At 55.2% G+C, this 2,889-nt stretch carries 3 protein-coding genes and 1 pseudogene; 3 read left to right on the top strand and 1 reads right to left on the bottom strand.

The window, feature by feature from the left end; translation table 11 throughout:
- The 3 genes and pseudogenes from AC1D1X_RS19705 to AC1D1X_RS19715 all read left to right on the top strand — a co-directional run.
- Window positions 1-190 (top strand): annotated as a pseudogene (locus AC1D1X_RS19705) (helix-turn-helix domain-containing protein); the annotation flags it as partial.
- Window positions 191-227: 37 nt separating this feature from the next.
- Window positions 228-866, top strand: coding sequence for a hypothetical protein (locus tag AC1D1X_RS19710; RefSeq protein ID WP_477669746.1), 639 nt, complete (start codon window positions 228-230; stop codon window positions 864-866).
- A 401-nt stretch (window positions 867-1,267) separates the two neighbouring features.
- Complete coding sequence (locus AC1D1X_RS19715) at window positions 1,268-1,462, top strand: DUF3606 domain-containing protein (RefSeq protein ID WP_477669747.1); 195 nt, start codon at window positions 1,268-1,270, stop codon at window positions 1,460-1,462.
- Between the two features lie 471 nt (window positions 1,463-1,933).
- On the opposite strand, the gene AC1D1X_RS19720 is transcribed toward AC1D1X_RS19715, so the two are convergent.
- A complete protein-coding gene (locus tag AC1D1X_RS19720; protein ID WP_477669748.1) occupies window positions 1,934-2,359 on the bottom strand; it encodes a hypothetical protein in 426 nt (141 codons plus the stop codon).
- Window positions 2,360-2,889: the final 530 nt, after the last annotated feature.

The following is a 2,889-nucleotide window of genomic DNA, read 5'->3' on the forward strand; positions in this document are numbered from 1 at the left end:
CGACAAAAGGCCCGAGGATCTCTGGCCGTCGCGTTACCTCAATCCCGCCAGCCGGGCGCTGGCCTTTCAGCAGACGCGCAAGATCACGGTCACCATGCCGCATCAGCGCAATCAGGCCCAGCGCAAACTGGCACACGAGCTGACCGCCAACAACGCCCTCACGGATGGGCCTCCGTACTCCCAACCGTAAACGTCGTCAGAGCGCCTGAGCGAGATCGCGACCAATCATGGGCGACCTTATCACCCACGATGTACGTGCCCTGTGGTTGCGGTTGCGCGCCACCGGCGGCTGGTGGACGCTGGCCTCGCTTCACCCTCACTGGAAACCCACGTATGAACCCAACGATGTCCAGCAAGCCATGGACATGCTGGAAGCAGGCGGCTTTGTGGAAAGCCGTCACCAGACGAGCCGGCTGAGCTACGGCGTCACCCCCAATTGCCAAATTCCGCCCGGACTTGAGCCTGTCAACGACCAGGAGCCCGCCAACCAAGCGGTGGCGAAATGGTCCGATTGGCCCATTCGCCGATGGGTTGACTGGCAGGCAGCCAGAAATGAATTCATCGAAAGACGGACGGCCGGCGTCGTGCTATGGCGGCCACCTCCACACCGACACGACATCCAGTCAACCCGATTACAAAGGAATCACATGCTGCTATCCAGCACCGGAATCAAGTTACGCGTTCATCTACGTACCCACGACGGTGAAAACGTCTTCGTAGAACTCGAAAACGAAGACATCGAGAAAGCGGCAATGGCCAAAGCCAGCGTGACCGAAGCCGAAGTTCATCCCATCAGGATGATGTGCGTTGAATTCGTGCAGGCGATGACCAGCCCACTAAACAGCGGTGACCGCCTGAAAGCGTAACCGTAGCCCGGAAAGCCTTCCATCCTTCGCCGGTGCTGTCCTGAGGGAGCGGCCACCGGCGCCGCTGCGGCAGCCGCCTTCCTGGGCGCAGCGGCAGTGCCAGTGACCAGCACTGCGCATCCGTGCCGCCGGCGTGAGCAGCAGCAAACCCAAAATCCACAGCAGCATGAGCGCATGGAACGGTTTCATGGCATCGGCCTTGTCACATATCGTGACATGTGTTCCTGCAAACATCTCCTCTAATTGAAGGATGTGATATTCATCGAAATATAGGAAAGTGCACAGGTAAAGCGTGGTCGGTGCAATATGGCATGATTTTTTGCACCAATTACTTACGACAAGTCCGCACTGCCACGCTTCAGTAGGGCTCCATGAAATGTCCCATTTGAAGGGGGTACATCATGTCACAAAAATTTCCTGACGCAGACAGCACGACCAACCGCATCAGCCTGACTAATCCGCGCGTCGTGGAGTCGTGGTGCTCCGAGTTGAAATGCACAGAGTATGAATTGCGTGTGGCGGTCTATGCGGTAGGCAGCGAACCCGACGAGATCCGCAGTTATTTTCATCGCAGCAGAGACACCTGCCAGCAATGATTGCGAGCTGAGGCATAGCCGTCAGTATCGGGAGCCGTCCCAGGCTTCAGCCAGCTGGTCAGGTATCCCGGTCTTCATTCTGCGAAACGCAAGGCGATGCTCAACATCTTCGCACCACCGCTGAAATGCCTCGGGAGTCGGCGCAGGTCCAACTCCCTTTTGAAAGGCCGCCATCTTTTGCATAAACGCCATACAACGCCGCGTGCGCTCGAGCTCTTCATGCTGCTCAACTCTTACAGCGGCGCGTAGCGTTTCCATCATTCTGGAGTTAGCCATACGCCCTCCTGGGCAGTTAAGAAAGCGGATCAATACCTCTCCTGGCTCTCTGAGCCCCGCCGAATACCGAGAGAGTATTGAATTTACGACATAAACCAGTCCAAGTATTTATCCGCACCCCAGTGGGTCAGATCTGGACGGAATTCAACAGCTAGGCGTCAGCCTAAGAGTAAAAGCGTGCCCTACACACCTGGGCTATGGATAGACTTTGACGCTCGGCTTGCGGGCGTGCTTACTGCTGGGATCGTCGTCTTCTCTCCAAAGCTCCATCCGCTCTCCGTAGAACCTCAATCGCCAATTTGCAATCTGGTCACTACTCGAAAGCTTTCCCTTCAGTGGAATGATCACTTCTTGAGGCTTTCCCGTTGCTATCCAGGTCACAACCATCTGCTCTGGAATTGGCATTGGTGCATTCCAAAGACTTCCGCTGCCCGGCACTGAAACTCCCGAGAACGGCACCACCACTTTTCCATAAGTAATTTTGAGATCGTCAATCGGAGTTTCATATACCCGAAACGATAGGCCGTGCTCGACAAAGCCGCGGTGTGCACAGGCGGCAACAAGCAGTACCGCCAGGAGAGCAGTGAACAAGATGACGATGCGTTTGACGATGAATTTCATCATTGGAGTTTAGCCATGGGGTCTTCATGATGATTGACGTGCTCAGCCCAACAGAGGCGGATTTCTTTCGCGGCTTATTCCTCAGAGACCACAGAAATGAGGGGTTAGCCACCGACACTTGCCGGCTGCGCCGGTACGCAACAGAGCGGCGGTTTCGCGGGGCTGGGACTAGGTTGATTTTCCCATGTCAAATATATTGCGACGAAAACCGCGGCTTGCGCAAAGAGATGAAACGCTATTACCCCGCAGACAGGCGCTGATTTAACTGTGATGCCCTGCTTTGGTTCGTCCTGCTCGCCAGCCACAGAATTCAAGAGCTTTGCGAATTGCTCACACTCCCGCTGAGTGAGTTGGAGTACCCAAAGATTGGATAAGGAGAACACAAGATAGCTCCCTCCAATAACGAGAAACATTTCTGGTGCCCACGACACCTTATCTTTTCCAATCGTGTACCCAAGCACTGCGAGGCTCACTGCGGAAAAGTACGTCCATAACTTGTGGGCTGAGTCGGTGTGCTTGCTATACAAATC

The sequence above is a fragment of the Polaromonas sp. P1_G4 genome (genome assembly GCF_056405475.1).

Coding starts and splice junctions, on each gene's coding strand:
- AC1D1X_RS19720 (WP_477669748.1), bottom strand. CDS start 2,359: ATGAAATTCATCGTCAAACGCATCGTCATCTTGTTCACTGCTCTCCTG.
- AC1D1X_RS19715 (WP_477669747.1), top strand. CDS start 1,268: ATGTCACAAAAATTTCCTGACGCAGACAGCACGACCAACCGCATCAGC.
- AC1D1X_RS19710 (WP_477669746.1), top strand. CDS start 228: ATGGGCGACCTTATCACCCACGATGTACGTGCCCTGTGGTTGCGGTTG.